Genomic DNA, 25,857 nt, shown 5'->3' on the forward strand with positions numbered 1-25,857 from the left:
CTCCCGGGGGAGCGCGGACCTTCAGCTCGGCTGGGGCTCGGTGGCTTCGGAGGTCTCGGCAGCGGCCTCGGGCTCGGCGGCCTCCGGCTCGGCGCCAGCGGCCTCCGGCTCGTCATCCGGCGTCTCCTGCGCGGTGCCGGCGGCCTCGGCCTCCTGCTGCGCCTTGAGCGCCGAGTCGTCCATGAAGCCGATGGGCGAGTCCTTGCGGTTGAGGAAGCGCACCGACTTCTGGCTCAGCGCGTACATCTTCTCGGCGGCCGCCGCGGGCACCAGCGAGTGCTCGATCTGCGCGGGCTCCGGGCGCTCCACCACCGCGAGCGCGCCCTCCTCGAGCTGCTTCGCCTGGGCCTCGGTGAGCTCGAGCCGGCGCAGCTTGCCCTTGCGGGTCATGAAGTAGAAGACGCTGGCGCCCACGTCCACGGGCACCTGGTTGCCGAGCACCAGCTCGCGCAGCGCGCGCGCCAGCTCCTGCTGCTTCTTGCTCTCCAGGCGCTGCGCCTCGCGCGAGCCCGGCATGGGCGGCAGCTTGGGGACCGGGGGAGCAGCCGGCGCGGACGGCCGGCCGAAGGAGGGGCGGCCACCCTCGCGCCGGGGCGGAGGGCCTCCGCGGCCCTCGTCGCGGCGGGGGCGGTGATCGTCGCGGCGCGGTCCCCGGGATTCCTCCCGGCGTGGCCCGCGTTCACCCGCACCCCCCTCGTCGCGCCTCGACGGGGAGGGGGCAGGGCGGCTCGGGGCCGCCGTCTCGACCTTCTTCGCCTGGTCCTCGGTGACGAGGCCGGCCTTCAGGAGCTTGTCGCGCAGGTTCTGCATGCGCCCCGCGTTCTATCCCTTGTGCCAGCAGAGGCAAGCCGTCCCTTGCTCCCCCCTGTGCGCCCCATCTAACTTGCCCCTTCCCCCTTCGGGAGAAACCGTGAGCAGAGCCGTGAGCCGTCTGAAGAACTCCCTCCTCGTCGCCACCCTCAGCCTGGCGCTGCCTGCGTGCCAGGACCCCGTCGACAAGGCGGCCAAGCAGCGCATCTTCTCGCCCGAGGCCCCGCCCCAGACGGTGACCGCGGCGGCGCAGAAGCTGCCCCCCGAGGGCGTGGCGGACGACCCGGCGGTCGCGCGGCGCGTGCTCGGCATGGACGCGGCCGAGGTGACGGAGCGGCTCGGGCCCCACCTGTACACGGCGGACCTGGTGACCGAGTGGGCCTCGGGCGCCGGCGGCTCGGTGAAGCTCGTGGAGAAGCGCACGCTGCGCGCGGGGCCGGGCGGCGTGAGCGGCGACTTCCACGGCGTGATGGAGAACAGCCGCGACCAGGGGCTCGAGGTCCTGCGCGTGGGCGGCAAGGTCTACGCGCGCAACCGCTACGGCACCTTCCGCCTGCGCTCGCGCGACCGCGGCATCGCCGAGCGCACCCGCGCCGAGCTCACCGGCGCGCTGCACGACTTCGACGAGCTGTTCCGCGGCCGCCTCAAGCTCAGCCCCCAGGGCGCGGGCACGCACGAGGGCCGCAGCGCCCAGCGCTACGCGGTGAGCCTCGCGCCCGCCACCCCCGGCGAGGCCACCCCGGACGCGGCCGAGCTCCCCGCCGCGCTCAACCCCCGCAACGGCCGCGACGACACCTCGCGCCGCCGCGCCGCCTTCTTCGCCCTGCGCGAGCCGCGCAGCCTCACCGGCGAGGTGTGGGTGGATGCGCAGACCTCCGTGGTGCTCAAGGCCACGCTGGACGGGCGCCTCTCCGTTCCCGGCGACGGCAAGGGCGGCGACGCCGGGGTGGGCGAGGCCGAGCTGCACATGACCCTGGACAGCGCCCGCACGGAGATCGGCAAGGACCCGCGCCTCAAGCCCCCCGAGACCTTCCTGCCGGATGCGGACAAGCCCCAGGGCATCGCGGACGCGCTGGACCGCTTCGGCGTGCCGCGCTCGGGCCCCGCGAAGCCGGACGCCGGCACCCCTCCGGGCGGCGCCGAGCCCGATGAGGACGATGACAACAACTGACCCCGCCCGGGCCCCCCTGCGGGGTCCGCCCCCACCCCGTCCTGGAGTAGGGGGAAACGTGTGCTGCTACAGGGTGGCAGCGGGGTGTTGGAAGAAAATTTGATCTCGTTCTTGCACCCTCTACAATCCTCACAGGTTGCGGCTCGGCCGCATCCGACATGAATGGATGTTCAGGGGTTCGAAAGGGAGCGGCAGATGGAGCGCAAGGTCGGTAGCAGCACGGTGACGGCGAAGGAGCTCAAGGGTGCGCTCGGCAAGGCCCGTACCCTGAGCGCCGAGGAGGAGAAGGTCGTCCGCATGCGCCACGGCGCTGCGGCGGACGTGGCCGCGCCCCTCCCGCGCGCTGCGGCGGGCAACGCCGAGCTCGAGGACGAGCTGCTCGTCATCGAGATGCAGCTGATGAAGGCGATGCGCGCGCGCACCGGCCAGACCCGCACGGCGAGCAACACCAAGCCGGCGGCCGCCGCGGCCCAGCGCGTGAGCAGCGCCGCGGTGAACCAGACGAAGGACAAGATCGTCCGCGCCCTGCGCAAGAAGAAGTAGTCCCCTCAGGCGTTGAGCACGGCGACCAGCCGCGCTCCCGCCTCGGGCAGACTCAGGGGCTCTGCAGAGAGCTCCTGCGCCAGCGCCTCGGCGTCCAGCGCTCCGCCGCGCGCGAACAGCGTGCGCAGCCAGGCGCCGGCGGCCGGGTTGCGCCAGAAGTCCTCGTTGAAGCGCTGCGTGAGGTGGCGCTGCAGGCGCGCCTCCAGCGCCCAGCCGCGCAGGTAGCGCGCCCCGTAGAGCTGCGGGTCCACGTCGAAGAGGAAGAAGCCCGCGTGCGGCTCCACGGCGAGCGCACGCCGCTGCCCCTCGGCGTACTCCTCCGCCCGCTCCTCGGACGGTCCCCGCAGGCTGAGCGAGCGCTCGTAGGCGAGCTTCGCGCAGTGGCGGCGCAGCACCGCGAGCGCTCCGAAGGCCGCGAGCCGCGCGCCGTCCGTCGCGGGCGAGGTGGGCAGGCGCAGGTAGCGCTTGAGCCAGCCGGCATCCGCGGGCAGCCGGTCGAACAGTGCCGCCACCCCTTCGGTCACGGAGGGGTCGGAGAGCCTCCGCAGCTCCACCGGGAGCCCGTCGTCCACGTGCGCGAGGTGCTGGGCGTGCCCGTACTCGTGCAGGAGCGCCCCCAGGGCGTCGAGCCCGCCGTGCGGCTGCACCACCAGGCGCACGTCGCGCGGCACCTGCAGCGCGACGACGAAGGGGCGCGGGCTCTTGCCCTCGCGGGCCTCGTCGTCCAGGCGGATGTAGCGCTGCTGGGGCGTGTCGAAGCCCATGTCCATGAGGAAGTGGCGCAGCGCGGGGCCCAGGTCCTCGCGCCGGAAGTGCTCGGCCATCCACGGCGCGCGCAGCGCGTACTGCAGGTCGTGCCGGTGCGCGCCGCCCGCGGGCAGCGGGCGCAGGAGCGGGTCCACCTTCTTGAGCACGTAGCCGAGCAGGTCGCGGTACGCGTCCTCGGTGGCCTTCAGCGTGGCCTCGGCCTGCTCGAGCAGGGGCGCGAGCGCGATGCCCGTCACCGCCTCCTGCAGGGCGAGGTAGTCCGGGAAGCCCAGGCGCTCGGCCGCGCGCAGCGCCGCCTCGCGCCGGTCGCCGTACAGCCCGCGCGCCTCCCAGAGGAAGCTCCCCGCGGCGCGCTCGAGCAGCCCGCGCCGGCCCCGGTGCGGCTCGCGCGGCAGCTGCGAGAGCGCCTCGGAGAGCGAGAGCGCGCGGTCGTCCACCGCGAGCTGGGATTGCGCCTCGTGCGCCGCCACGCGCTCGGCGGCGCGCGCCCCGAGCGCCTCCTCCACCTCGGCGGCCACCCGCTCGCGCAGCAGCGAGAGCCTGCGCACCGTCACGCCCTCGCCGCGCGCGCTCGCCCGCGCGATGCCCTCGCCCAGCTCGGCGAAGGCCTCCTGCGAGGAGAGCTCCGGGAAGGAGCGGTAGAGGTCGGCCAGCGGCAGGGTGGGGCTGAGCCCCGCGCCGTGGCGGTAGTGCAGCGTGGCGAGCTCGGTGAGAAAGTCGTCCAGCCGCGCGTGCAGGGAGTGCAGGGGACGGTCCATGGCGGCCGTGCAAGCTAGCAGCTCGCGCGCGCTGCGCGAGCGTCCGCGCACCGCTACAGTGCCCCGCACCGTGCTCCCTCCCTCGCCTGCCCAGGGCCCCCTGCCATGAAGCGCCGCACCTTTCGCGCGGAGGGCGCGCTCTCCCGGCTCACGCTCGCCGACGCCGTGGCGCGTGAGCTCTCGCTGCCCGGCCCCGAGGCGCGCGCGCTCGTGGAGGCGGGGGCGGTGTACCTCGCGGGCCGGCGCTGCCGGGACCCGGGGGCTGCGCTCGCGGCCGCGCCCGTGGTCATGGTGGTGCTGGAGGAGGGGGGCGAGAGTGCGCTCGCGCCGGCCGCTGCACCCTCACCCCTGCGCGTGCTCTGGGAGGACGCGGCGCTGCTCGCGGTGGACAAGCCCGCGGGCGTCACCGCCCAGCCCACCGAGGGGCGGGTGGGCGCGAGCCTCGTGGACCTCGCCTCCACGCACCTCGGTGCGCAGGCGGGGCTCGTGCACCGGCTGGACCGCGAGACGAGCGGCGTCACCGTGTTCGGCAAGACGCCCGCGGCCACCTCCGCGCTCGCGGCGCAGTTTCGCGAGGGCACGGCGAAGAAGCGCTACCTCGCGGCCTGCGGGCCCGGCCTTCCGCCGCGCGGCACCGTGGACCTGCCGCTCTCCAAGGACCCCCAACGCCCGGGCCGCTACCGCGCGACCCGCCAGGCCAACGGCGTGCCCGCGCTCACCCACTACGAGACGCTGCACGCGGGCGAGGCCTTCTGCCTCGTGCTGCTGCTGCCGCAGACGGGGCGCACGCACCAGCTGCGCGCGCACCTCACGGCGCTGGGCGCGCCCATCCTCGGCGATGCGCGCTACGGCGGCGCGGCGCGGGCCGCGGGGCTCGAGGCGCCGCGCTGCCTCCTGCACGCGCAGGTGCTCGAGCTCGCGCACCCGGTGAGCGGCGCCGCGCTGCGCCTCGTCTCGCCGGTGCCCGCGGATCTCGCGCGCTTCTTCGACTCAGCCGGAGTCGCAGCGCCCGCCTGAGCGCGCGCGCTAGGCGCCGCGAGAGAGCTGCACCAGCAGCAGGAGCGTGGGCACGCCCATCACCGCGAGCCCCAGGGCCGTGACGGCGAAGCCCACCGCGCCCGCGCCGCACCACAGGAGCACGCCGGGCCGCTCCGCGGGCCGCAGCCGCGGGTGCAGCGCGATGGGGCTCCAGTACCAGCCCGCAGGCAGCGCGCCGCGCCGCGAGAGCACCCGCGCCAGCTGCACGTGGTACGCGATGCCCGTGGGCACGCCCAGCGCGAGCCCCCCGGCCGTGAGCAGCGCACCCCAGTGCAGCGCCGCGTCGAAGGGCAGCTGCGCGAGGACGCCCAGGCCCAGCAGGCCCAGCGCGATGGCGACGACGAGTGCGAGCTCCCGCATGGCACCCACGAGCGTAGCACCGGCCGTCCTCGGCCCGGGTTCAGCCCCGAACACGTTCGGAGGCAGGGGCGGGTGACCGCTGCCGCGCCGGCCTGTTAGAGCGGATGCCATGCAATCCGAGAAATCCTGGAGGGCGGTGTCCCGAGGCCTTCGCGCCCTGCTGCTGGTGCTCCTTCCGTGTGCCGGGAGCGCGGTCGCTGCGCCGCGCCTGGGCCTCGCGGTGGGACCGGCGCTGACCCTCACGGGCGCCGTGGATCCGGGAGCCACCGTGCGCGGGCAGCTGCTCACGGGGGGCGCTTTCCCCGTCCACGTGGGGGTGGAGGGAGGCCTCACGCTCTTTCCGGGCCGGGCAGTGGAGGAGCGCTGCACGGACGCGACCTGTGCCCACCTCGTGGTGACGGACCGGGCCACGGACGCCCTCTGGCACCTGGGCTTCGCGGTGCGCGCCGAGTCCGCTGCGGGATGGCGCCCCTTCTTCTCGGGGCAGCTCGGCTATGTGGCCACCGTCCGCTACGGCGCCGAGCACCCCGAGTCCGATGGCCATGGCGCCTCGCTCTCCCTGGGCGGCGGCGTGAGGCCCTGGGCCCTGGGCGAGCGCTGCCGGCTCGGGCTCGAGGCGAGTGTGCAGGGCCTCGCGCTGACCTTCGGGGACGAAGGCGGCGGCGTGGGCGCACTGGGCTCGCTCACGGCAGTGCTGGACTTCGACTGAGGCGCCGGCGCGCTACTGCAGCTGGATCTTGAAGGTGAGCGCGAGCAGGCGGCTCGCGCGGTCGCTGAAGTCGTGGCGGTAGGCGAGGTCGATGCCGCCGCCCTCGGTGAGGAAGCCCGCGCCTACGCTCACCTGCGAGTCGCGCGTGGCGGTGTCGAGGGAGTAGCCCGCGCGCAGCGGGATGGCCTGCGCCACGATGTACTCGGCGCCGGCGCCCCAGTTGTAGCGGGTGCGGTCGCCGGTGAAGTCGGCGCGCGCATCGGTCGCGAGCGTGAACACCCCGGCCGCGTAGCCCACGTGCGCCGAGTAGTAGCGGCCCAGCAGGTTCGTGTTCGAGCCCACCAGGTTGTGCGCGCTCACGCCCGCGAGCACGCTGCCCGCCAGGCGCACCAGCAGGCCCGTGTCCACGCTCACGGCGTTGAAGCCGTCGATGCCGCCGAGCGTGACGTAGCGCCCCGAGGCGCCGATGAAGAAGTTCTCCGAGAGGGGCAGCGCGAGCCCCAGCGCGGTGAAGTGGCCGGTGGCCCGCCCCGTCTCCGGGCGCAGGCTGAGGTAGTGGTAGTCGAAGCCCGCCGCGAGCGGGCCGCTCGCCGCGTCCGTCACCCCGACGCTGCCCACGCCGTCCTTCGTGTGCGTGTCGTAGGCGCCCGTGCCCTCGATGCGGTAGGTGCGCCAGAGCGCGAGCGCCGCCGGGTTGCCCAGCACCGCCTCCGTCCCCAGCCCCAGCGCCCGGTAGGCCCCGCCCATGGCCAGGCTGCGCGCGGTGCCCAGCTCGCGCAGCGCATCCGGGGTGGTGCGCGTGAATGCCTGCTGGGCCTCCGACACGACGGGCAGGAGGAGGGCGAGGAGGAGGGCAGCGGTAGGAAGAGGACGCGCCATGGCGGCGCGCATCCTATCCGTCTTGAAGCACTGGGGGGCCACCACTACATTCGCGCCGCCATGTCCTGTTCTCCTTCGACCTTCTCGCGCGCCCTGCTGGGCGCTGCCCTGCTGGTGTCCCTGAGCGCCGCCGCGTACGTGCTGCCACAGGGGGCCATCCTGCGGCGGATGGTGGAAGCGCGCTCCGAGCTGCAGCTGGTCAACGTGCGCGTGGAGGGCGCCGCCATCCTCTCGGGCCCCGCGCAGGCCCAGGCCGCGAGCGCGCTGGGGCTCCCCGCGGACCGCCCCGAGCTGTCGCTGGACGGCACGCTCTCGCTGAAGCTGCCGGGGCGCTGCCGGCTCGAGGTGGGCACCCCGGACGGCAAGCGCGTGGGCGCGGTGATGAACGCGGGGCGGCGCAAGAGCGTGGGCCCCGAGGTCGCCGCGCTCTCCGCGGCGCTCGAGCAGGTGTGCCCGCTGCTCGCCGCGCGCTCGGGCTCGGACAGCGAGGCGCGCGCCGCGCTCGAGCAGCACATCCGCTCGCTCGGCGTGGCGGCCCAGCGCTCCAGCCTCGCGCGCTTCAGCGGCGAGGTGACCTACGTGCTCGGCGACCCCGCCGAGGGCAAGTCCCAGCTGTGGGTGTACAAGGACACCTTCCGCCCGGCGCGCGTGCGCTCCACCGACAAGGCCGGCACCGTGTGGGACGTGCGCTTCATCGACTTCGACTCCCCCACCACGGGCGAGTGGATGCCGCGCACCATCGAGGTGTGGCGCGGCAACGAGCGCGCCCTGCGCTTCACCGCGCTCAAGGGCGACAGCCGCGCGCAGCTCGCCGACAGCCTCTTCGCCCTCTAGCGCTCGTGGCGGTAGAGCCCGAGCAGCTGCTCGGGCGTGGCCCCCAGCGCGTAGGCGAGCGGGAACAGGTTCACCGCGAGGAAGTAGAAGACGGGGCGCGCGAGGAAGCGCCGCCCGGACACCCGCACGCGCGCGTCCACCCGCGCGATGTGCCCCTGCCGCCGCAGCCGGCGCGAGAGCTCCAGGTCCTCCATCAGCGGCTGCTCGGGAAAGCCTCCGGCGGCGCGAAAGGCCTCGGCGCGCACGAACAGCGCCTGGTCCCCGTAGGGCAGGTGCGTGTAGCGCGAGCGCAGGTCCGCGAGGTGCAGCAGCGGCCCCAGCCGCGAGCGCGCTCCCGCGTCCGCCACCGTCCAGGTCTTGAAGGCGCCGGCCACCGTCCGCGTGTCCCCGAGCGCGCGCGCCACGTGCGCAGGTGCCTCCGGCGGCAGCGCCACGTCCGCGTGCAGGAAGAGCAGCACGTCTCCGCTCGCCGCGGCGGCGCCCGCGTTCATCTGCCGCGCGCGGCCCCGCGGCGCCTCGAGCAGGTGCACCCCGGGGGCTTCGCGCACGCGCTCGCGCGTGGCGTCCCGGCTGCCGCCGTCCACCACCCACACCTCGTGCACGCCCGTCATGGCGGCGAGCTCGCGCAGCCGCTCGCCGATGCGCTCCGCCTCGTCCAGCGTGGGGATGATGACCGAGAGCCTCACCGCTCGAGCCGCCCCGGCGGTCCGAGCCGCTCCAGCGCCGCGCGTGTGGCGGGGGCGTCCGTGCCAGCCGCCCGCAGCCGCTCGAGGTCGTGAGGCGTGTCCACGTCGAACCAGGGCTCGGCGCGCGCCACGCGAAGGCCGAGCGCGCGCAGCCTCTGCTCGGTGCACGCGAGCGTGTCGGGCGCGCTCCACGGCAGCCCCTCGAGGGCGCCCGGCGGCAGCGCCCGGCGCAGGCCCAGCAGGTAGAAGCCTCCGTCCTCGCTCGGGCCGAGCACGGCGTCCGCCTCGGCGAGCAGGGCGCGCGCCCGCGCGAGGTGTGCGGCCGGAAGCCCCGGGCTGTCCGCGCCCAGTGCCATAGCGAAGGGGCGCTGCGCGAGGGCGCGCGCGAGCACCCGCTCCAGCCGCGCGCCGAGGGCTCCTTCGCCCTGCGGCCAGACGGCGATGCCCGGAGCGGGCAGCAGCGCCTCGGGCCAGGGCGCGGGGGAGGTGAGCACGGGCTCGGCCCAGGGCAGCTGCTCGAGCAGGGCCCAGGTGTCCGCAAGGAAGGCGCGCGCGAGCGCCGCTGCCCCCTCGGGCCCGAGGGCCGGGATGAGGCGCGTCTTGGCCTCGCCCGCGCGAGGAGGTTTGGCGAAGAGGCAGACGGCGGTGTCCGGAGGGGTCATCGACGAAGGCGCAGGAAGCGGGTGAGCAGCCCGTGGGTACGCGGGGTGAGGCGGCGCCGGTTCCACGCGTCCCCCAGCTTCTTCACCACCTCGCCGCGCGTGGGGTAGGGGAGCACCGTGCTCGCGAGCGCCCCCAGGGACAGCCCCTCGGTCATCGCGAGCACCAGCTCCCCGAGGCTCTCGCCCGCGTGCGCGCCCACGAGCGTCGCTCCCAGGATGCGCCCGCTCTTCGCGTCCACGTGCACGCGCGCGAAGCCCTCCGTCTCGCCCTCGAGCACGGCGCGGTCGACCGAAGAGAAGGGGACGGTGAGCGTCACCGTGCCGGGGCGCTTCGAAGCCTCCTCGGCGCCGAGGCCCACGTGCGCGAGCTCCGGGTCGGTGTACGTGCACCAGGGGATGACGAGGGCGCTGGCGCGCTTGCGCCCGAGGAAGAGGGCGTTCTGCAGCGCGACCCGCGCGAGCGCATCCGCGGCGTGCGTGAACTTGAAGCGGCTGCAGATGTCTCCGGCCGCGTAGATGCGCGGGTTGCTCGTGCGCAGGTGGTCGTCTACCTCCACGCCGTGCGGCCCCGCCCTCACGCCCGCCGCGTCCAGCCCCAGCCCCTCCATCACGGGGCTGCGGCCCGTGGCCACCAGCAGCGCATCGCACGCGAGGGCGGAGGCCTCGAGCTGCACCTGCAGCGCTGCCTCGCGGTGGGCGGCGGCGGCAACGCGCTGCACCTTCGTCTGCAGGTGGAGCACGACCCCGTCGCGCTCGAGCGACCGCTGCACCACGCCCGCGGCCTCCGGGTCCTCGCGCGGGAGCAGCCCCGAGTCGCACACCACGTGCACCCGCGAGCCGAGCCGCGCGAAGGCCTGCGCGAGCTCGCAGCCGATGGGGCCTCCCCCCAGCACCACCAGCCGCTGCGGCAGCGCGGTCAGGGTGAACACCGTCTCGTTCGTGAGGTAGGGCACCTCCGCGAGCCCCGGGATGGGCGGCACCGCGGCGCGTCCGCCCGTGGCGATGAGCGCACGCGAGAAGCGCAGGCGCGTGCCCCCCACCTCCACCGCATCGCGTGCGACGAAGCGCGCATCCCCGAGGAACACGTCCACCCCGAGCTCGCGAAAGCGCGCCGCCGAGTCGTGCGGCGCGATGCCCGCGCGCAGCGAGCGCACGCGCGCCATCACCTCGCCGAAGTCCACGCGCGCGCTGCCCGCGTGCACGCCGTAGGGCGCCGCGGTGCGCACCGCCTGCGCCACCCGCGAGGACGCGATGAGGGCCTTGGAGGGCACGCAGCCCACGTTGAGGCAGTCGCCGCCCAGCAGCGCGCGCTCCACCAGCGCCACCCGCGCGCCCAGCCCCGCGGCGCCCGCGGCCGCCACCAGCCCCGCCGTGCCCCCACCGATGATGACGAGGTTGTAGCGCCCCGCGGGCGTGGGGTTCGTCCAGTCCTGCGGGTGCACGTGGCGCCGCAGCGCCTCGTCGTGCGCGTCCCCCTCGAGCAGCGCGCTCACGCGGCCTCCTTCGCGGCCGGGGCCTCCAGCGCCTGCGCGAGCGCGCGGCGCGCCGTGCGGGTGATGAGCACGGTGGCCACCACCGTGGCCACCAGGCCTCCCCAGAAGAGCAGCTGCCCGTAGGGACCCCCCTGCGGGCGCCTCCCGCTCGCGAGCTCCGCGGCGCTCGTCACCAGCGAGCCCAGGTACACGTAGAGCAGGGTGCCCGGGAACATGCCGATGAGCGAGGCGAGCGCGTACGTGCCCAGGCGCACCCGGGTGAGCCCCAGCGCGTAGTTGAGCAGGTTGAAGGGAAAGAGGGGCGAGAGGCGCAAGAGCAACACCACCTTGAAGCCCTGCGCCCCCACCGCGCGGTCCACCGCGGCAAAGCGGGGCTGGCTCGCGAGCCTGCGCTCGATGGGGCCGCGCAGCACGGTGCGCCCCAGCACGAAGGCGGCCATCGCCCCGAGCATGCTCGCCACCATCACCAGCAGCGTGCCCTGCACCGGTCCGTAGGCGAAGCCCGCGGCGAGCGTGAGCACCGAGCCCGGGATGAGCAGCACGCACGCGAGCACGTAGGCCGCGACGTACAGCGCCGCCCCCGCGCCGCCCGCCCCACGCATCTGCTCCACCAGCGCGAGCAGCCACCGGTTCAGCGGCAGCAGGAACAGCGCCGCCCCCGCCCCCGCCACGACCAGCGCCGCCAGCGTCCACTTCGCTCCTGCCCTCATGCGCCTCCCCGCGCGGCCCTGGGGCCGCTTCACCCGCGTTCTACGCGCGAGCCGCACGCCCGGTCACACCCGAAGGCTTCCGTGCGCAAGGAACTGGGCAGGTCAGGGTCCGCCTGTAGAGTGTGCAGCCTGCCGTGAGCTCGCCCTCCCTCGCCTCCGTCGCCGTCGGCCGCCCCGTGCGCGGCGAGTTCACCTACCGCATCCCGGAGGAGCTCGCCGGTCAGCTCGCGCCCGGCCAGCGCGTGCTCGTGCCCTTCGGCCGCGGCAAGGCGCTCGGCTTCTACCTGGGCCCCGCGCAGCCGCCGCCCGAGGCGGCCCTGCCGCGCCTCAAGCCCATCCACAGCGTGCTCGAGGCCTCGCCGGCGCTGCCCGCGGATCTCATCGCGCTCCTGCGCTTCGCCGCCGAGCACTACCGCTACCCGCTCGGCGAGGTGATCCGCGGCGCGCTGCCCCCGGGCCTCTCCAAGGCCGAGGAGGAGCACGAGGCGCGCCCCGACGTGCAGCACTTCGCGCGTGCCCTCACCACCGAGGTGCCCGCGGCACTCGCGCGCGCTCCCGCACAGTCCGCCGCGCTCGCGTACCTGCTCGCGGTGGGGGGAAGGGCGCCGCTCGAGGAGGTCGCGCACGCCATCCCCGGCGCGCGCGAGACGCTGAAGAAGCTCGCCCAGCGCGGCCTCGTGCGGCTGGAGGAGGAGGTGCTGCAGCCCGGCGTGCGCGAGGGGCTCGCGCAGGGCCGCCCCGCGCAGCTCACCCCCGAGCAGGCCGCGGCCGGCCAGGTGCTCGAGGCGGCGCTGGATGCCGGCGGCTTCAAGCCCTTCCTGCTGCACGGGGTGACGGGCAGCGGCAAGACCGAGGTCTACCTGCGCGCGGTGGAGCACGCGCGCGCGCAGGGCAAGGGCAGCCTCATCCTGGTGCCGGAGATCGCCCTCACCCCGCAGCTGGTGGGGCGCTTTCGCAGCCGCTTCGGCGCGGACGTGGCCGTGCTGCACTCGGGCCTCAAGGACCGCGAGCGGCTCTTCCACTGGCAGGCGCTGCGCAAGGGCTCGGTGCACATCGCGGTGGGCGTGCGCAGCGCCATCTTCGCGCCGGTGGACCGGCTCGGCCTCGTGGTGGTGGACGAGGAGCACGACCCCTCCTTCAAGCAGGAGGAGAAGCTGCGCTACCAGGCGCGCGACCTCGCCGTGGTGCGCGCGAAGCAGGCCGGCGCGGTGGTGGTGCTGGGCTCGGCCACCCCGGCGCTCGAGACGCTGGAGAACGCGCGGCGCGGGCGCTACGGGCTCATCGAGCTGCGCCGCCGCGTGGACGACCGCCCCATGCCCTCGGTGGAGCTGGTGGACCTGCGCATCGAGCGCCCGCGCGAGGGCGCACCCACCACCGAGGAGGCGCCGGTGCTCAGCCGGCCCCTGCTGGACGCGATGGAGCAGACGCTCGAGCGCGGCCAGCAGGTCATCCTCTTCCTCAACCGCCGCGGCCACAGCACCTTCCTGCTCTGCGAGGTGTGCGGCCACACGCTCAAGTGCAGCGAGTGCGACGTGTGCCTCACCCACCACCGCGGGCAGGGCAAGGTGGTGTGCCACTACTGCGGCCTCGCCACCGCCGTGCCCGAGCGCTGCAGCGAGTGCACCGGGCCGCTCTTGCGCCTGGGCGTGGGCACCGAGCGCGTGGAGGCCGAGGTCGCCGAGCGGCTGCCGCGCGCGCGCGTGGCCCGGCTGGACCGCGACTCGGCCACCAGCGCCGAGCGCCTCACCGAGCTGCTCGCCGCCTTCGCGCGCCGGGAGATCGACGTGCTGGTGGGCACGCAGATGGTGGCCAAGGGGCACGACTTCCCCGGCGTCACGCTGGTGTGCGTGGTGATGGCGGACACCTCGCTCGCCATCCCGGACTTCCGCGCCGGCGAGCGCACCTTCCACCTGCTCACCCAGGTGGGCGGGCGCGCGGGGCGCGGCAAGGACCCGGGGCGCGTCCTCATCCAGAGCTACAACCCGGACGCCGAGCCCGTGCGCCGCGTGCTCGCCCACGACTTCGACGGCTTCAGCGAGCAGGAGCTGCAGTGGCGCAAGGCGCTCGCCTATCCGCCCTTCGCCCGCCTCGCCGCCATCCGGCTCGAGGGGGAGAACGCGGAGCAGACCGCGGGCGTCGCGCGCTTCCTCGGAGACCACCTCGCGCGCCGCATGCCGCCCCCGTCCGCCGGGGTGCGCCTGCTAGGGCCCGCGCTCGCCCCCATCAGCCGCATCCGCGGCAAGACGCGCTGGCAGCTGCTGCTCAAGGCGCCCACCCACGCCGCGCTCGCCCCCCTGCTCGCCAGCCTGGAATCGAAGCTCGACGACGTGCCCGCGAGCGTCCGGGTGGTGATCGACGTGGACCCGGGCGCGATGCTGTAGACTTTCCAGCCCCCTATGGCCGCGCCGGTCCTCCTCGTCCACGACGACATCGCCACCATCGCCGCCGTGCGCCGCCTCCTCGCGCGCGAGGGACACGAGGTCATCCTCGCCACCTCCGCCGCAGACGCGCTCATCGCCTACGGCCACCACCTGCCCGCCCTGCTGGTGCTCGCGCCCTCGGTGGAGAGCGGCCGCGGCCACGTGGTGCTGGACGAGCTCGCGCAGCACCCGGACGGCCGGCTCGCGCGCGTGCTGCTGCTCGGCGAGCCCATCCCCGGCTACGGCGCGCCCGTGGCCCCGCTGCCCCTGGACGGCCCCGCCTTCCTCCAGCAGGTGGACTCCCTCGTGCGCTCGCCCACCGAGGCGGACGCCTGGTACGTCATCGAGAACCGCGCCTCGGCCGAGCGCGCTCCCTACTTCCCCGCCCAGCCGCAGGACCCGTGGGCGTTGGGGGCGGCGGGAGGCGCCGAGGGCAGCAGCCACTCCGCGCTCGCCGACGCCCTCTTCGGAGACCTCGCCCCCCTGCAGTCCGCTGACTGGGAGCTCGCCGCGACGGACAGCGGCGCCGAGCGCGAGGAGGTGCGCCGGCAGCGCGAGGCGCAGACCGCCGCCGTCGCCGACGCCGCCCTCGCGCGCGCCCACGACGAGGTGGAGGCCGAGGCGCTCGCGAGCCTCGACTCCCTGCTGGGCGCCGGTGCGGCTCCGGCGGCCGCCGTGGACGAGGACGCCCTGGACGCGCTCGAGGCCGAGGTGCGCCGCGAGGCCCACGCCCGCCGCATGCAGCGCGAGCTCGCCGAGGGTCAGCGCCCCATGGTCGGTGGCGGCCTCGAGGCGGCTCCCGCCGCATCGTCGGCGGACGGCGACCTGCCCTGGGCGGCCGAGCCGGAGCCTGCGGCGGCTGCTGCTCCTGAAGGGCTCCCGAGCATGCCGCCCGTCCGCGAGGAGCCGGGCGCACGCAGCCGCTGGGCCGCCCTCGAGGCGGAGGAGTCCGGGCTGGGGTGGAGCGCCGCAGCGCCGGCGCCGCACGGCGGCGGGTTGGCGGCGGAGCTCCCGGCGCACGAGGCGCCGGAGCCCGCGGACGCTGGCGGCTACGGCGAGCCCACGGCCCACTCGGCGCACGAAGAGGCGACGGCCTACGGAGCGTATGCCGGCGCGACGCACGAGGACGCCGCTGCCTACGGCGAGTACGCGGCCCCTTCGACGCATGGCAATGCGGGGGCCTATGGCGAGCTCGCAGACGCTTCGACAGCCGCAGATGCTGGGGCCTACGGCGAGCTCGCAGCCGCCCCGGTGCAAGCGGAGCTGGCGGCCTACGGCGACTACGCCGGCGCGACAAGCGAGCACGCCGGGACCGATGGCGAGCACTCCGCCACCGCGACATACGAAGACGCCGGGCGCTACGGGGAGTACTCCGCCCCCGCGACACACGAGGCGTCCGGGCCGGAGGGCGAGCTCACGGCAGAGGGGCTGATGCCCGTCGGCGTGGGGCGCTACGGCGAGCTCGCGCCAGCCTCCGCGATGCCCGACGAGCCCGGGACCGACGGAGAGTACTCGGGTCCATCGGCGAGCCCCGAGCCCGCGACTCACGGTGCGTACGCGGACCCATCCGCGCACTCGGAGTCTGCGGCCTACGGTGCGTACGCGGACCCATCGGCGCAGCCGGAGCCCGAGGCCTACGGTGCCTACGCGGCCGAACCTCCGGCGGACCCGGAGCCCGGAACCTACGGGCTCCACGAGGCGGGAGCTCCTTCGCTCGGAGCGCCTGTCTCCGATGGCGAATACACGTCGGGCGCGGAGGGGCTTACGGAGCCTGCCGCGTACGGAGAGTACGCGGCGGAAGTTGCGGCACCTCCGCAGTACGCGCTCGCCGACGAAGTGGGAAGCGCATCACACGGCGAACTCGAGAGCGAGGGCGCGTACGCTGCGCTCGAGGGTGACGGCGCTGCCGACGCCGCTTCGCTGTACGCGCACGGCGGCGCATCCGGTGAGGAGCTCGCGCCGCTCGACGACGCGACGGGTGGCTTCCTCGAGCCCGTGCCGGGTACTCCGGACGGTGCATACGTGCCCGACGCCGGAACGCTCGAGGGTGAGGAAGGGCAGGGCGCGGCGCCCTTGACGGGCCCCGCGGCTCACGCGGAGCCGGCGGACGAGTTGCTCGCCTCCGATGATGCATCCGGTGACGACGCTCACTCCGCGGACGAACTGGACGCCGAAGCGCAGGCCGGTGCCTTCCGCGCGGAGACCCCGCTCGGGTCGAGCCCCGACTTCGAGTCCGCGCGCATGCCCGCCTCCGTAGACGTGTGGGCCGAGCGCCGGCGCTCACCGAGGGGCAACGCTGGCGGCGTTCCCGGGCGCGAAGGCCCCACGGCGCCCATGCCTCCCTCCGTGGTCAGCGTGGGCCGCAAGACCCTGCTGTTCGCGCGGCCCACGGCGCCCGCCGTGCCCTCTTCGCTGGAGAGCGCGCACGAGGCGCCTCCTGGCCACGAGGAGCTCGACGCGGGCGGCACGCAGGCCTCGTGGACCGAGCAGACGCTCGAGGCGGAGCTGGAGCGCGAGGTGGGCGCGCGCGCCCTGCACGCGCAGGCGCTGCAGGCCGCGGCCGAGGCGCGCGCGGAGGCGGAGCGCGCGCTGCAGGAAGAGGTGGAGCGGCGTGCACTCGAGGCAGAGGCCGAGGCCCGCGCCGAGGAAGAGGCTCGGGCCGAGGAGGCTCGGGCCGAGGAGGCTCGAGCCGAGGAGGCGCGCGCTGAGCAAGAGCGCACTGAGCAGGAGAGCGCCGCGCTCGAGGCCGACGCGCAGGCCGAGCGCGAGCGGGCGCTGCAGGAGGCGCACGCGCACGCCGAGCAGCAGCAGCGGCTGCAGCAGGCGGAGCGCGAGGCCCGCGCCCTCGCGGAGGCCGAGGCGGAGCGGGCGCTGCGCGCTGCGGCGGAGGCCCGCGCGGAAGCCGCCCGGGCGGACTCCCTGCGCCGGGCCGAGGAGTCCGAGGCGCGGCTCACCACGGAGCACGCAGCGCGCCTGGAGGCTGAGCGCGTGGCCCGTGCCGAGGCGGAGGCCCGGGCCGCTGCGGCAGCGGCAGCCCGCGCGGAGGCCGAGGCGCGCGCAGAGGCCGCCGCGGCCGCGCGCGCGGAGGCGGAGGCGCGCGCCGCGCTGGAGACGGCGGGGCGCGCCGCAGCGGAGGCCGCGGCGCAGGCGCGCGGGGACGAGGCACGCGCGCTGCGGGCGCAGGCCGAGGCACTGCAGCAGCGGGCCGACGAGGAGGCTGCCCGGCGCGCGGCGGCAGAGGCGCGCGCCGCGCAGGAGGCCGCGGCGCGCTCGGACGCGGACGCGCGCGCCCAGGAGGAGATCGCCCGCCTGAAGGCCGCGCTCGCGGCGCTGCGCCGCGACGCCGAGGCGAAGCTGCGCGCGGCGCAGGCCAGCGTCGAGGCGCAGCGCGAGCAGCAGGGGCGCGAGGCGCTGGAGTCGGCGCGCGCCGAGGCGCTCGCCGCGGCCCAGGCCGAGGCGGAGCGGGTGCGCGAGGCGGTGCTGGCCGAGGCGGCGCACCTGCAGCAGGAGGCCCAGGCCGCGCAGGAGGCCGCGCGCCGGGAGCTCGAGCGCGCGCAGCGCGAGGCCGCGGAGGCCGAGGCCCGCGAGCGCGAGGCGCGCAGCGCGCGGGACGAGGCGCGGCGCCTGGAGGCGGAGCTGCAGCGCGAGCGCGAGGCGCTGCAGCAGTCGGGCGCATCGCCCGCGGGCGCGAAGGTGCTGAGGCTGGAGCGCGTGGCGGGCGTGGGCGTGGAATTCGCGCCGACGGGCACGCTCGAGCGCGCACCGCTCGCGCGCCTGCTCATCCAGCTGTGCGAGGCGGGGGCGCAGGTGCGGCTCACCCTGCGTGCCCCCGAGGTGGAGCGCGTGCTGTGGCTGCGCGAGGGCGCGCTCGTGGGGGCGCTGTCCACCGCCCCGGGCGAGACGCTGCTCGAGCGCGCGCGGCGCGACGGCCTCATCGACGCGCGCCAGGAGTCCGAGCTGCGCCGGGTGCGCACCCAGGCTCCGGGTGCGCAGCTCGAGGCCCTGCGCGCGCGCGGCTACCTGCGCGACTCCGAGGTGGTGCCGCTCGCCCAGCGCTACACCGAGCAGGTGGCGCTCGACGCGCTCTCCGAGCCCCACGTGCACTACCGCCTCGCGGTGGCCGCGCCTCCTCCCGAGGTCGCCCCTGCGGCGGCGCCCCGCCCGCTGCTGCACCTGCTCGCCGAGGCGCTGCGCAACGCGCTCGCCGCCGATGCGCTGCTCGCCGAGGCTGGCGGCCTGCGCGCCGTGGCCGAGCCGCGCCCGGGCAGCCCCGCTCCCGAGGCCTTTGGCCTGCCGCCGCGCGAGCGCGCCCTGCTCGAGCGCATCGACGGCGCCCGCCCCGACGCCGAGCGCACCCTCGAGGCGCTGCTGCGCGCGGCGGGGCTGCCCCAGGACGTCGCCCTCAAGGCGCTCGCGGTGGCGCACGCCCTGGGCCTCTTCGCCCTGCGCCCCGCGGAGCCCGGGACGGCGGACGAGGAGGCCGTCCCCACGCCGGCCGAGCTGGACGTGCAGCGACTCGAGGCCAAGTTCGAGGAGGTGCAGGACGCGGACTACTTCACCGTGCTCGGCCTGCCGCGCTCGGCGGGCGGCGAGGAGGTGCGGCGCGCCTACGCCCAGCTCGCCGAGGAGTTCCACCCCCTGCGCTTCGCCGGCCACCCGGACGTGAGCCTGCAGCAGCGGGCGCACCAGATCCGCAGCCTGCTCGCCGAGGCAGCGCGCGCCCTCGGAGATGACCGGCTGCGTCAGGAGTACGCGCGCAACCTGCTGGACTGACGTGCGGGCCTGACGTGGTAGAAGGCGCCCCGCCATGCGCCGCGACATCCTCCTCTGGCCCCATCCCCTGCTGAAGCAGAAGGCTGCCCCGGTGCTCCACGTGGACGCGCGCGTGCGCGCCCTCGTCGAGGACCTCTTCGAGACCATGTACGCCGCCGAGGGCGTGGGGCTCGCCGCCACCCAGGTGGGCGTGCTCGAGCGGGTGCTCGTGCTGGACACCACCTCGCGCCAGCCGCACCTGCAGCCGCTCGCCATGGTGAACCCGGTCATCGTCGCCGAGGAGGGCGAGCAGGTGTACGCGGAGGGTTGTCTCTCGCTCCCCGGCGAGGTCGAGGACGTGGCGCGCGCCGCCGTCGTCACCGTGCGCTACCTCGACCTGCAGGGGCAGGAGCAGAGCGTGCGCTGCGAGGGGCTGCTCTCGGTCGCGGTGCAGCACGAGCTGGACCACCTGGACGGCATCGTCTTCGTGGACCACGTCTCGGTGCTCAAGCGCGAGCTCATCCGCCGCCGCATGAAGCGCCGCCAGGCCGAGCGCGAGCCGCGCACCGGCACCTGAGGCCGCTTCAGGCCTTCTCGACGCCGCGGCGCGGGCACAGCGCGCGCACGGGGCAGCGCTCGCAGGCGGGCGCGCGCGCGAAGCAGGTGCGCCGCCCGTGCCACACCAGCAGCTGGTGGCCGAGCACCCAGCGCTCCGGGGGAAGCAGCGCCTGCAGGTCGCGCTCCACCTTGTCCGGCGCCTCCTCGCGCGTGAGGTCCATGCGCTGCGCGAGCCGCTTCACGTGCGTGTCCACCGGGAAGGCCACGTCCCCGCCGATGTGCATGCTCACCACGCCGGCCGTCTTGTTGCCCACGCCGGGCAGCAGCGCGAGCGGGGCGCGGCGCACCGGCACCTCGCCCCCGTGCTCGGCCACGAGCTGCCGCGCCGCCGCCACCAGGTTCTTCGCCTTCGCGCGGTAGAGCCCCAGCGACTGGATGAAGGGCCGCACCTCGGCCTCGTCCGCCTGCGCGAGCGAGCGCGCGTCCGGGAAGCGGCGGAAGAGGGCAGGGGTGACCATGTTCACCCGCCGGTCCGTGCACTGCGCGCTGAGGATGACCGCCACCAGCAGCTCGTAGGGCGAGCGGTGGTCCAGCTCGATGCGCGCGTCCGGCATCGCCTCGCCCAGCAGCGTGAGGATGCGCTGCGCCCGCTCGGCCCGGGCCGCCCTGCTCTCGCGCGCCACTGCTCGAAAGACCTCCCCGGGCGGAAGCCCCGCCGCGAGTCCGCTGTATGTCACAGGGCCCCTCGCCTATGAAGGGCCTCCCTGCCGGCCACCGGCCTTCACTCCCCGAGGTCTCCCGCCCATGCGCTCCATCGACTTCCGCTCCGACACCGTCACCCGCCCCACCGCCGCCATGCGCCGCGCCATGGCCGAGGCCGAGGTGGGCGACGACGTGTACGGCGAGGACCCCACCGTGCGCAGGCTCGAGGAGGCCGTGGCCGCGCGGCTCGGCCACGAGGCCGCGCTCTTCGTCCCCTCCGGCACCATGGCGAACCAGATCGCCATCGGCCTGCACTGCCGCCAGGGCGAGGAGGTCCTCACCGAGGCCGGCAGCCACATCATCCACTACGAGGGCGCGGCGGTGCCGGCGCTCTGGGGCGTGCAGCCGGCGGGCCTCCCCGGAGACCGCGGCCTGCTCACCCCCGAGCAGGTGCGCGCCGCCGTGCGGCCCGAGAACATCCACTACCCGCGCACCCGGCTGCTCTCGCTCGAGAACACCCACAACCGCGGCGGCGGCCGCGTGTGGCCCCTCGCGCTCTTCCGCCAGGTGGTGGAGGTGGCGCGGGGCGCGCGCCTCAGGGTGCACCTGGACGGCGCCCGCCTCTTCAACGCCGAGGTCGCTGCGGGGCAGCCCGCCGCCGAGTGGGCGCGCCTCACCGACAGCACCTCGGTGTGCTTCTCCAAGGGCCTGGGCGCCCCCGTGGGCTCGGCGCTCGCCGGCTCGCGCGCCTTCGTGGAGGAGGGGCGCCGGCTGCGCAAGCGGCTGGGCGGTGGCATGCGCCAGGCGGGCGTGCTCGCCGCGGCGGCCCTGTACGCCCTCGAGAACCACGTGGCGCGCCTCGCCGAGGACCACTCCAACGCGCGCCACCTCGCCGCGCGCCTCGCCGAGGTACCGGGAGTGACGGTGGACGCCGGCGCGGTGGAGACCAACATGGTCGTCGCGGACTTCCCCATGCCCGCGGACGAGGCGGTGGCCCGGCTCGGCCGCGCGGGGGTGCACTCGAACACCGCCGGCGTGCGCCCGGGCGCGGTGCGCCTCGTCTGCCACCTGGACCTGAGCCGGGCGGACATCGACGAGGCCGTGACCCGCGTGCGCACGGTCCTGGCCGGCTAGGGGGTGGGATAGGGGGCCGGGCAGGCGCGTGCTAGCCTCGGGCGCGCCGTGCGCCGCCGTGCCCTCCTCCCGCTCTCCCTCCTCTCGCTCGGTGCGGCCCTCGCGGGCTGCGCGAGTGCTCCTGCGCCGAAGCTGAGCTTCGCGGAGCTGTACGCGCGTCCCGAGGCCCCGGTGCCGCCGCCGGCCCCGCCGCGCCCCGCGCCGAGGCCCCCTCCGCCCCCGCTCGTGCTCGAGTGGCCCGTCGCCCCCGTCGCGGTGACCAGCCTCTTCGGCCAGCGGCTGCATCCCATCACCGGCACCCTGCGCGCCCACGAGGGCCTGGACCTCGCCGCCCGCGAGGGGACGCTGGTGGCCACCGCGGCCGAGGGGGTGGTGCTCAGCGCCGGCTGGTGCGGCGGCTACGGGCTGCAGGTGGAGGTGCTGCACCCGGACGGCCTGCACTCGCGCTACGGCCACCTCTCGCGCATCCTCGTGGAGCCCGGCATGGTGCTCGAGGCCGGCGTCGTGCTGGGGCTCGTGGGCAGCACGGGCCTGTCCACCGGCCCGCACCTGCACTTCGAGCTGTGGCGCGCGGGGCACGCGCTGGACCCGCTGCGGGTGCTGGGCCTGCCGCTCGCCGGAGCCCAGACGCGCGAAGGGCGCCGCCCTTCCGGACGACGCCCCCTCTGACGCGGAGTCCTCGCGCGGCGCTCGCTCGAGCGCTCGCCGGCACTACAGCGTCTGCTTCAGCTCCTTGGCCGGCCGGAAGCCGATGGTCTTCGAGGCCTTGAGCTTCATCATCTCGTTGGTCTGGGGGTTGCGGATCTTGCGCGCCTTGCGGCTGCGCAGCGACCACGTCCCGAAGCCCGGGTAGCTGAAGCGCGAGTCCTTCTTCACCGCCTTGCCGATGTTGGCGAAGACGATGTCCAGGATCTCCGACGCGTTCTTCTTCGTCAGCTTCGACTGCGCCGCCACCGCCTCCACGAGCTCTGCCTTGGTCATTCACCCCTCCGGGGATGCGTCGAATGTGCGAAAGCTCGCGGTTGGTAACAAATCGCCGTTATCGCCGTCAATGCTCCATCCGCGCCCGAGGCCGATTTTTCGGCCCCGGAGACGAAAATTGACGTCTGTCACAGCTGCTCTAGAGAGAAGAACTGATCGCTTCGAAACAATCCCTCGCACCCGCTTGCCCAGCAGTCAGCGGGGCGTCCGATCGCGTGAAATAAAAAACTCGTGTTATTTCGATCGCTTGGCGGCCGCGGCTGATCGGCCGCGCCCCGGTGGGGGTGCGCCGGGCTAGGGTGGCGGGGTGCTCCACCGCCTCCGTTCCCGCGCCCTCCTGCTGTCGTGGCTCCTGCTGCTCGCCTGCCGGGGCGCAGGCTCCATGGACCCGGTCGCCTCACAGGGCGCGCCGCTGTGGGTGGACGTCCACGCTTCGCCTGGCGGAGACGGGACGAAGCTGCGTCCGCTCGCGAGCCTGCAGGAGGCGCTCGCCCGGGGGCCTGGCGTGCAGGTGACGCTGGGGGCTGGCCGCTATCCGGGGCCGCTGACCCTGCCTGCCGGGGCGCGGCTACGGGGCACCGGGGCCGGGGTGGTGCTGGAGGGGGGCGTAGAGCTGCCGTCGGGTGGCGCGCTCGAGCACCTGACGGTGGAGGGCGGGGAGTGGGGCGTGCGCGCTGCGGGCGAGGTCACCCTCCGGGACGTGACCCTCGTGGACGGGCGCCTCGGAGGCGTGCAGGTGCAGGCGGGGCGGCTGATGGTCGAGCAGCTGCAGGTGCGCGCAGCCGCGGATGCGGCCGCGCGCAGGGAGCGGGTGAGGCCGATCGGGCTCGCGCTCGGGGGAGCGGTGCAGGCGCAGCTCCGCGAGCTCGTTCTCCTGGGCGCGCTGCGCCGGGGGGTGGAAGTCTCCGACCAGGCCGAGGTCCACTTGGACACGCTGCGCGTGGTGGGTCCTGGGACGGCGGTGCACCAGCGCGGGGGCCGGGTGGAGCTGCGCCGCGCGGCGGTGGCGGGCGGCTGGGGCCCCGGCTTCTTCGTGTCCAGCGGCACCCTGGAGCTCGCGGACGTCATCGTGGTGGGGCACGAGTACGGGCTGCAGGGCGCACGCGGAGGGATCGTGATCGCGCGGGGCTTTTCCTCCGTGGGCGCCCACCTCGCGGGGCTCGCGCTGGTGGCGAGCCGAGGCGACCTGCAGGACATCCAGGTGCTGGGCGCGGGGACCTTCGGCGCGGTGCAGCTGCTGGAGTCGGACGTGCGGCTGCGCCGCTTCGGCCTGCAGGACTCGGCTGCCTCCGGTCTGATGCTGGATTCGGGGCGCCTCTTCGCCGCCGAGGGCACCATCGTGCGCACACGCGCGGACGATCCCGATCTGGGCGACGCGGTGCACCTGCGCCGGGGGGAGTCGGAGCTACGGACGTTGCGCGTGCGCGTGGCCGCCGGCATCGGGCTGCTCGCCGCGCAGCGCGCCCACGTGAAGGTGCGGGACCTGGAGCTCGAGCGCTGTCAGACCGGAGGCGTGCTCGCCGAGGGCAGGGCGCAGCTCGCACTGCGCGGGGTGAAGGTGCAGCAGGGGGCAGCGCCCGCCGTAGCGCTGCTGCGCCAGGCCGAGGCCGGGCTCGAGGTGGTGAGCGCCCCGGGCACCTCCGAGCTGCTGTGGGCCGACTGCGCGGACGGGGTGCGCGCGCGCGTGGGCTTCGGCATCTCGCCGCGCGACTACGCGCTGGGGGCCGCCTGCGTGCGCACGGACGCGCCCTGAGCCTCTTCCTGCGCGCGCGGGGTGGCGCGCGCCTGCAGCCACCCGCACATGAGCGGGTACACCTCGAGCGGCGCGCCCTCGCCGAAGATGAGGTCGCCGTGCCCGTAGTCCATGCGGTCGCCGCGGTCGCGCCCGAACACGTGCAGCGTCTTGTCCTCGGAGCCGGCCAGCGCGTACTGGGCGCGCACGGACTCGGGCGGCGCCAGCCGGTCCGCGCTGCCTCCCATCACCAGCAGCGGGAGGCGCAGCCCGGCGATGCCCGCGCGCCAGTCCACGCGGCGATCGAAGGAGCGGAAGGCGTCGTGGCGGATCCAGTCGTGGAACTGCACCAGCACGCGGCGGCTCACCGAGGCCACCATGTTCGCGTACACCTGGCGCTGGACCCGCGGCGGGATGTGGCGCGGGTTGACCACCAGGTCCGAGAGCGGCAGCGGCACGTAGCCCAGGAAGGGAGCGAGCCCCACGCTCGTCCACTCGTGCCGCAGCCGGCGCGGCCACGCGGCGCGCACCCCCAGCCCCACCAGCGCCTGCAGGAAGGGCCGGTACTGGAAGTACACGGGCGCACCCAGGGCGAGCAGCCCCTTGAGCCGCGCGCCCTCGGGCCCCTGGGCCACGCCGTAGCCCACCAGTCCCCCGAGCGAGTGGCCGAGCCAGAAGGCCTCGCGGGCGCCGCTCTGCGCGAGCGCGAGGGCGAGCAGCGCCGGGCCGTCCTGCAGGATGTGATCGTCCACGCTGAAGTCCGTGGCGCGCCGGCCGCGCGGCGGCCGGCGTGAGCCTCCGGTGCCGCGCCACTCCACGCTGTAGCAGTCGAAGCCCGCCTCGTTGAGCGCGTGGGCGACGGAGTAGGGCGGCTCGAAGTCGAAGGTGTAGCGGTTGGCCGCAAGCCCGTGGCACAGCAGCACGGGTTCCTCGAAGCGGCGCACCGCGGCGCGCCGCACGTACACCGCCAGCTCCCAGCCGTCCGCGCACACGGCGCGCAGCAGCTCGGGCGCCGGCCCCCGCAGCCGGTAGTAGCGGCGCACCCCGAGCACCCAGAGCACGTTGAGCAGGGCGAGCGCGGCGAGCGCCACGGTCCCCCACATCGCCCACCGCTCCGCCTGCGCCCACGTCATCGCCCCTCCCAACCCGGACAAATAAAAGCTTGTTATGCTCGGTTCAGGCTTGCGCCCGGTACCGGCGCGGCTCCCCCGCGTCCACAGGAGAGCAGGAGCGAGATGAAGCTGCGCAAACTGATGTTCGTCCTGCCCAACCTGTTCACGGTGACGTCCATCTTCTGTGGCTTCTATGCCCTCACGCTGTGCGCGGGCGAGCCCACGCCGGTGCACCTCTACCAGGCGGCGCTGGCCATCTTCTTCGCCATCTTCTTCGACGGGTTCGACGGCCGCGTCGCGCGCCTCACCCGCACGCAGAGCCAGTTCGGCATGGAGCTCGACAGCCTGGCGGACGTGGTCTCGTTCGGGGCCGCGCCTGCCATGCTGGTGTACAAGTGGGCGCTCGCGCCCCTGGGCTTCGTGGGGCTGTTCCTCTCCTTCGCCTTCCTCGCCTGCGGCGCGCTGCGCCTCGCGCGCTTCAACGTGATCGCCCAGCGCGCGCCGTCGGGCGGCGGCGGCCGCTTCTTCGTGGGGCTGCCCATTCCGCTCGCCGCCGGCGTGCTCATCTCGCTCGTCATCGCGCACCACGCCGCGCGCGGCGACGTGCTGAGCACCGGCGCGCGCGTGCCCATCGCGGTCGCCGTGGGCGCGCTCTCGCTGCTGATGGTGTCCACGGTGCGCTACCGCACCTTCAAGGACCTGCGCCTCAGCCGCACCTCGGCCATGGTGTTCATGCTGGTGCTGGGCGGCGGGCTGGTGATCGCCACGCAGCTGCACCCGGCCTACGTGCTCGTCGCGTACTTCTCCACGTACCTCGCGCTGGGGCTCATCGAGTCCATCTTCCTGCTGCGCAGCCACCTCGTCTCGCGCCGCATGGCGGGCGGGGCGGCGGCCGGCGGCGCCGCGGCCCTGCTCGCGGACGACGCCGACGACGGCGAGGACGAGGACCCGGACGACGAGGACGAGGACTTCCTCTAGCCCACGCTCCCGGGCCCCGCTCCCGAGCTTCCCCTGGCTCCGCCGGCGCTTGCCGCTAGGATGCCGC

Annotated in this window: 23 protein-coding genes; 12 read left to right on the forward strand and 11 right to left on the reverse strand. The window is 75.4% G+C overall.

Annotation, left to right across the window (positions count from 1 at the left end):
• Positions 1 to 21: 21 nt before the first annotated feature.
• On the reverse strand, positions 22 to 516 hold the full coding sequence (locus tag FGE12_RS30340) for a DUF2058 family protein (RefSeq protein WP_228530805.1): 495 nt from the start codon (positions 514 to 516) through the stop codon (positions 22 to 24).
• 406 nt (positions 517 to 922) lie between these two features.
• Between FGE12_RS30340 and FGE12_RS14925 the strand changes: the two genes are divergently transcribed.
• Together FGE12_RS14925 and FGE12_RS14930 are read left to right on the forward strand one after the other, a co-directional pair.
• Entirely contained in the window at positions 923 to 1,981 is a 1,059-nt protein-coding gene (locus FGE12_RS14925; protein WP_194797893.1) for a hypothetical protein, read from the forward strand.
• Positions 1,982 to 2,176: 195 nt separating this feature from the next.
• Positions 2,177 to 2,524: a hypothetical protein gene (locus tag FGE12_RS14930; protein ID WP_153867149.1), complete on the forward strand. Its 348-nt coding sequence runs from the start codon at positions 2,177 to 2,179 to the stop codon at positions 2,522 to 2,524.
• 5 nt (positions 2,525 to 2,529) lie between these two features.
• On the opposite strand, the gene FGE12_RS14935 is transcribed toward FGE12_RS14930, so the two are convergent.
• Positions 2,530 to 4,050 carry a peptidase M3 gene (locus FGE12_RS14935; protein ID WP_194797894.1) on the reverse strand — a complete coding sequence of 507 codons (1,521 nt, stop codon included), beginning with the start codon at positions 4,048 to 4,050 and terminating at the stop codon, positions 2,530 to 2,532.
• 105 nt (positions 4,051 to 4,155) lie between these two features.
• Here FGE12_RS14935 and FGE12_RS14940 point away from each other — a divergent pair, with 105 nt between their 5' ends.
• On the forward strand, positions 4,156 to 5,067 hold the full coding sequence (locus FGE12_RS14940; protein WP_153867150.1) for an RluA family pseudouridine synthase: 912 nt from the start codon (positions 4,156 to 4,158) through the stop codon (positions 5,065 to 5,067).
• Positions 5,068 to 5,076: 9 nt separating this feature from the next.
• On the opposite strand, the gene FGE12_RS14945 is transcribed toward FGE12_RS14940, so the two are convergent.
• On the reverse strand, positions 5,077 to 5,448 hold the full coding sequence (locus tag FGE12_RS14945) for a hypothetical protein (RefSeq protein WP_153867151.1): 372 nt from the start codon (positions 5,446 to 5,448) through the stop codon (positions 5,077 to 5,079).
• 109 nt (positions 5,449 to 5,557) lie between these two features.
• Between FGE12_RS14945 and FGE12_RS14950 the strand changes: the two genes are divergently transcribed.
• Entirely contained in the window at positions 5,558 to 6,157 is a 600-nt protein-coding gene (locus FGE12_RS14950) for a hypothetical protein (RefSeq protein ID WP_194797895.1), read from the forward strand.
• 12 nt (positions 6,158 to 6,169) lie between these two features.
• Here FGE12_RS14950 and FGE12_RS14955 read toward each other — a convergent pair whose 3' ends face one another.
• Positions 6,170 to 7,036, reverse strand: coding sequence for a hypothetical protein (locus tag FGE12_RS14955; protein ID WP_228530806.1), 867 nt, complete (start codon positions 7,034 to 7,036; stop codon positions 6,170 to 6,172).
• A gap of 60 nt (positions 7,037 to 7,096) precedes the next feature.
• On the opposite strand from FGE12_RS14955, the gene FGE12_RS14960 reads away from it, so the two are divergent.
• Positions 7,097 to 7,870 (forward strand): hypothetical protein, encoded by a 774-nt coding sequence (locus tag FGE12_RS14960; RefSeq protein WP_153867153.1) that lies wholly within the window; start codon positions 7,097 to 7,099, stop codon positions 7,868 to 7,870.
• Here the strand turns inward: FGE12_RS14960 and FGE12_RS14965 are convergent.
• Genes FGE12_RS14965 through FGE12_RS14980 form a run of 4 tightly spaced genes read right to left on the reverse strand, consistent with a single transcriptional unit; the run spans position 7,867 to position 11,421 of the window.
• Positions 7,867 to 8,556, reverse strand: a complete 690-nt coding sequence (locus FGE12_RS14965; protein ID WP_194797896.1) for a TIGR04283 family arsenosugar biosynthesis glycosyltransferase — start codon at positions 8,554 to 8,556, stop codon at positions 7,867 to 7,869. The genes FGE12_RS14960 and FGE12_RS14965 overlap by 4 nt on opposite strands.
• Complete coding sequence (locus FGE12_RS14970; RefSeq protein ID WP_153867155.1) at positions 8,553 to 9,218, reverse strand: TIGR04282 family arsenosugar biosynthesis glycosyltransferase; 666 nt, start codon at positions 9,216 to 9,218, stop codon at positions 8,553 to 8,555. The genes FGE12_RS14965 and FGE12_RS14970 overlap by 4 nt, the downstream gene beginning before the upstream one ends.
• Positions 9,215 to 10,711, reverse strand: a complete 1,497-nt coding sequence (locus FGE12_RS14975; protein WP_194797897.1) for a mercuric reductase — start codon at positions 10,709 to 10,711, stop codon at positions 9,215 to 9,217. Before FGE12_RS14975 ends, FGE12_RS14970 begins: the two co-directional genes overlap by 4 nt.
• Positions 10,708 to 11,421, reverse strand: a complete 714-nt coding sequence (locus tag FGE12_RS14980; protein ID WP_228530807.1) for a TVP38/TMEM64 family protein — start codon at positions 11,419 to 11,421, stop codon at positions 10,708 to 10,710. The genes FGE12_RS14975 and FGE12_RS14980 overlap by 4 nt, the downstream gene beginning before the upstream one ends.
• Before the next feature lie 134 nt (positions 11,422 to 11,555).
• On the opposite strand from FGE12_RS14980, the gene priA reads away from it, so the two are divergent.
• From priA to def, 3 genes are read left to right on the forward strand one after another with little or no spacing between them, the layout of a single operon-like run.
• Positions 11,556 to 13,802, forward strand: a complete 2,247-nt coding sequence (gene priA / locus FGE12_RS14985) for a primosomal protein N' (protein ID WP_370458986.1) — start codon at positions 11,556 to 11,558, stop codon at positions 13,800 to 13,802.
• Positions 13,803 to 13,817: 15 nt separating this feature from the next.
• The gene (locus FGE12_RS14990) at positions 13,818 to 18,614 is read left to right on the forward strand and encodes a DUF4388 domain-containing protein (protein WP_153867156.1); all 4,797 of its coding nucleotides are present in this window, start codon (positions 13,818 to 13,820) and stop codon (positions 18,612 to 18,614) included.
• A gap of 34 nt (positions 18,615 to 18,648) precedes the next feature.
• Positions 18,649 to 19,170: a peptide deformylase gene (gene def, locus FGE12_RS14995; RefSeq protein WP_153867157.1), complete on the forward strand. Its 522-nt coding sequence runs from the start codon at positions 18,649 to 18,651 to the stop codon at positions 19,168 to 19,170.
• Between the two features lie 7 nt (positions 19,171 to 19,177).
• Here the strand turns inward: def and nth are convergent, their stop codons facing one another.
• Entirely contained in the window at positions 19,178 to 19,834 is a 657-nt protein-coding gene (nth, locus tag FGE12_RS15000) for an endonuclease III (RefSeq protein WP_370458987.1), read from the reverse strand.
• Between the two features lie 121 nt (positions 19,835 to 19,955).
• Here nth and ltaE point away from each other — a divergent pair, with 121 nt between their 5' ends.
• Positions 19,956 to 20,987, forward strand: coding sequence for a low-specificity L-threonine aldolase (ltaE, locus tag FGE12_RS15005; protein ID WP_153867158.1), 1,032 nt, complete (start codon positions 19,956 to 19,958; stop codon positions 20,985 to 20,987).
• A 48-nt stretch (positions 20,988 to 21,035) separates the two neighbouring features.
• Positions 21,036 to 21,656 carry a M23 family metallopeptidase gene (locus tag FGE12_RS30955; RefSeq protein ID WP_194797899.1) on the forward strand — a complete coding sequence of 207 codons (621 nt, stop codon included), beginning with the start codon at positions 21,036 to 21,038 and terminating at the stop codon, positions 21,654 to 21,656.
• 42 nt (positions 21,657 to 21,698) lie between these two features.
• On the opposite strand, the gene FGE12_RS15015 is transcribed toward FGE12_RS30955, so the two are convergent.
• Positions 21,699 to 21,968 (reverse strand): HU family DNA-binding protein, encoded by a 270-nt coding sequence (locus FGE12_RS15015; protein ID WP_153867159.1) that lies wholly within the window; start codon positions 21,966 to 21,968, stop codon positions 21,699 to 21,701.
• A gap of 307 nt (positions 21,969 to 22,275) precedes the next feature.
• Between FGE12_RS15015 and FGE12_RS15020 the strand changes: the two genes are divergently transcribed.
• Positions 22,276 to 23,721, forward strand: a complete 1,446-nt coding sequence (locus FGE12_RS15020; RefSeq protein ID WP_153867160.1) for a hypothetical protein — start codon at positions 22,276 to 22,278, stop codon at positions 23,719 to 23,721.
• Here the strand turns inward: FGE12_RS15020 and FGE12_RS15025 are convergent.
• Positions 23,679 to 24,833 carry an alpha/beta fold hydrolase gene (locus tag FGE12_RS15025; protein ID WP_153867161.1) on the reverse strand — a complete coding sequence of 385 codons (1,155 nt, stop codon included), beginning with the start codon at positions 24,831 to 24,833 and terminating at the stop codon, positions 23,679 to 23,681. The two genes, FGE12_RS15020 and FGE12_RS15025, sit on opposite strands and share 43 nt — an antisense overlap.
• A 102-nt stretch (positions 24,834 to 24,935) precedes the next feature.
• On the opposite strand from FGE12_RS15025, the gene pssA reads away from it, so the two are divergent.
• The gene (gene pssA, locus FGE12_RS15030) at positions 24,936 to 25,790 is read left to right on the forward strand and encodes a CDP-diacylglycerol--serine O-phosphatidyltransferase (protein WP_153867162.1); all 855 of its coding nucleotides are present in this window, start codon (positions 24,936 to 24,938) and stop codon (positions 25,788 to 25,790) included.
• The last annotated feature ends 67 nt before the right edge of the window (positions 25,791 to 25,857 follow it).

Origin of the sequence: Aggregicoccus sp. 17bor-14, assembly GCF_009659535.1 — a bacterium.
In the GTDB taxonomy this organism is placed as follows: Bacteria; Myxococcota; Myxococcia; order Myxococcales; family Myxococcaceae; genus Aggregicoccus.

Coding starts and splice junctions, on each gene's coding strand:
- FGE12_RS14970 (WP_153867155.1), bottom strand. CDS start 9,218: ATGACCCCTCCGGACACCGCCGTCTGCCTCTTCGCCAAACCTCCTCGC.
- FGE12_RS14930 (WP_153867149.1), top strand. CDS start 2,177: ATGGAGCGCAAGGTCGGTAGCAGCACGGTGACGGCGAAGGAGCTCAAG.
- FGE12_RS14960 (WP_153867153.1), top strand. CDS start 7,097: ATGTCCTGTTCTCCTTCGACCTTCTCGCGCGCCCTGCTGGGCGCTGCC.
- FGE12_RS14990 (WP_153867156.1), top strand. CDS start 13,818: ATGGCCGCGCCGGTCCTCCTCGTCCACGACGACATCGCCACCATCGCC.
- FGE12_RS14955 (WP_228530806.1), bottom strand. CDS start 7,036: ATGGCGCGTCCTCTTCCTACCGCTGCCCTCCTCCTCGCCCTCCTCCTG.
- def (WP_153867157.1), top strand. CDS start 18,649: ATGCGCCGCGACATCCTCCTCTGGCCCCATCCCCTGCTGAAGCAGAAG.
- FGE12_RS14945 (WP_153867151.1), bottom strand. CDS start 5,448: ATGCGGGAGCTCGCACTCGTCGTCGCCATCGCGCTGGGCCTGCTGGGC.
- FGE12_RS14940 (WP_153867150.1), top strand. CDS start 4,156: ATGAAGCGCCGCACCTTTCGCGCGGAGGGCGCGCTCTCCCGGCTCACG.
- FGE12_RS14935 (WP_194797894.1), bottom strand. CDS start 4,050: ATGGACCGTCCCCTGCACTCCCTGCACGCGCGGCTGGACGACTTTCTC.
- pssA (WP_153867162.1), top strand. CDS start 24,936: ATGAAGCTGCGCAAACTGATGTTCGTCCTGCCCAACCTGTTCACGGTG.
- FGE12_RS14950 (WP_194797895.1), top strand. CDS start 5,558: ATGCAATCCGAGAAATCCTGGAGGGCGGTGTCCCGAGGCCTTCGCGCC.
- ltaE (WP_153867158.1), top strand. CDS start 19,956: ATGCGCTCCATCGACTTCCGCTCCGACACCGTCACCCGCCCCACCGCC.
- FGE12_RS15015 (WP_153867159.1), bottom strand. CDS start 21,968: ATGACCAAGGCAGAGCTCGTGGAGGCGGTGGCGGCGCAGTCGAAGCTG.
- FGE12_RS30340 (WP_228530805.1), bottom strand. CDS start 516: ATGCCGGGCTCGCGCGAGGCGCAGCGCCTGGAGAGCAAGAAGCAGCAG.
- FGE12_RS14980 (WP_228530807.1), bottom strand. CDS start 11,421: ATGAGGGCAGGAGCGAAGTGGACGCTGGCGGCGCTGGTCGTGGCGGGG.
- FGE12_RS15025 (WP_153867161.1), bottom strand. CDS start 24,833: ATGACGTGGGCGCAGGCGGAGCGGTGGGCGATGTGGGGGACCGTGGCG.